We start from the raw sequence: 1,708 nt of genomic DNA, 5'->3' as shown, positions 1-1,708 counted from the left end.
GAACTCGGCATCCAGGCGCCCGCGCTCGGTGGCTCGGTGCCGGGCCGCTTGGGCGACCAGGGCGCCCAGCTCAGCGCGGGCCTGCTCGTCGGGGCCGGGACTCATGGTGGCTCCAGGGGGAGGCGAGGGACGATGTGTCTGCCCCCAGCTCCTTTGGGAGCGGGTGGGAGGCCCGGGGCGGCCAGTGAGGTTGGTAGCCGGAGGCGGCCGCCCCGGCGCGGCGTCAGCAGCGGTAGCCGGCGCCGGCGACAGTGCTGATCCGCTCGTCCAGGCGGGCGGTGTGGCGCATGGTGATGTCGCCGCTGACGGTGCCGATGGCGATGCCGCCGTCGGAGGCCGGGTCGCGGTGAGGGTGACGTCGCCGGAGACGCTGCTGATCTTGCACGTGGTGCCGCTGTACGCGCCGATCAGGGCATCGCCGGAGACCGTGGAGACCTCGGCCCGCTCGCCGACCTGCTCCACCTCGGTGTCACCGGAGGTGGTCGCAAGGTAGAGCGTGCCGGCGCCCTGGGCGCGGACCTCACCGCTGACCGAGCGGACGCCCGGAATCTGCCGGTCGCCGTGGACGGTGAGGTCGGCGCTGGTGGTCCCCAGGCGGAGGCAGGACGTGGAGCTGGGCAGCTGTACGGCGACGTTGATGGAGCCGCAGTCCGTTCCGCCACTGCGGACGCGGGCGCCTTCCGTGACGACGACGCGGCCACCGGAAACGATCTTCCGGCCGCCGATACTGATCTCGCCGTTGTCCATCGTCATACCGGTCACGGACCCGTTGATCGTGCCGAAGTGCTGGGTGAGTACCGAGTCGCGGCCGAAGTTGTACGTGGAGCCAGAGCCGCCGTGGAAGGCCGGCCGGTCCTCGGCACGGGCCTCGGGGACGTCGACCCGGATGCACTGCATTCTCCGGTAGGGGCGCTCACGGTGGGTGGCGGCGGCCACCGCCTCGGCGAGCGGCACCTCGTCCTGGGCCGTGCTGAGCGTGATGACGGCGTGGGTGATGGTCGGGTCGACGGTGACCGTGACGGCGCCGACCGGGCTGATGATGCCGGCCCAGACGGCGCCGTCGGCGGTGGCGGTGAAGGTGCGCGTGGTGGTCAAGGCGGTGTGCTCCTTGGTCGGAGTGGAGTGTGCACCTTTCGGCTCCTGCGCGAGGTCGGCGGGGCCTTCGGGGTCGTCGGCCTGGTCCTCCTCGTCGCCCGGGCCGTGGATGGTGCAGCGCACGTCCGGGTCGGTCATCAGCTCGCCGGTCAGGGCGCACAGAAAGTCGGTGACGTTGCAGGCCGGGGCCCACACCTGGCCCTCGCACTCGTCATCGGCCGCGCATCCCACGAGGACCTCGAACCCGATGCCGCCCGCCCCGTCGACGTCGTTGCGCTGGGCGAGGACGATGCGGTCCGCTCCGAGCCGGATCTCCGCGACACGGTCGCCACCGGCGAGCTGTGAGCCATCGCGCCAACTCCACACCGGCAGAATCTCGGGGCCGAAGAACTCCGCTCCAAAGCGGCCGCCCAGCAGCGCGTACGGCCCAGCGACGTCTCGCGCGCGCAGGCCCTGCAACGCCTCGCCGCCGAACGCGCCGGGCTGGCCACCATCACCCCGACGGCGGCCGCGCCCCAGCGGCTTACTGACGGTTTCAAAATGAGGTTTTGAGTCGTCTCAAGCAGATGATGCTGCAGGCGAGTTGGAGAAGGCCGAGATGGAGGTCGGCGCG

At 71.7% G+C, this 1,708-nt stretch carries 1 pseudogene; it reads right to left on the bottom strand.

Annotated features, from left to right (window positions below):
- Window positions 1-1,554: pseudogene (locus ACIQMU_RS31565) on the bottom strand (hypothetical protein); the annotation flags it as partial.
- Window positions 1,555-1,708 lie beyond the last annotated feature (154 nt).

The sequence above is a fragment of the Streptomyces sp. NPDC091649 genome (assembly GCF_044756785.1).
Lineage (GTDB): Bacteria > Actinomycetota > Actinomycetes > Streptomycetales > Streptomycetaceae > Streptomyces.
Note: the sequence above shows the minus strand (reverse complement) of the source record. Positions and strands in the feature narration are given on the sequence as shown.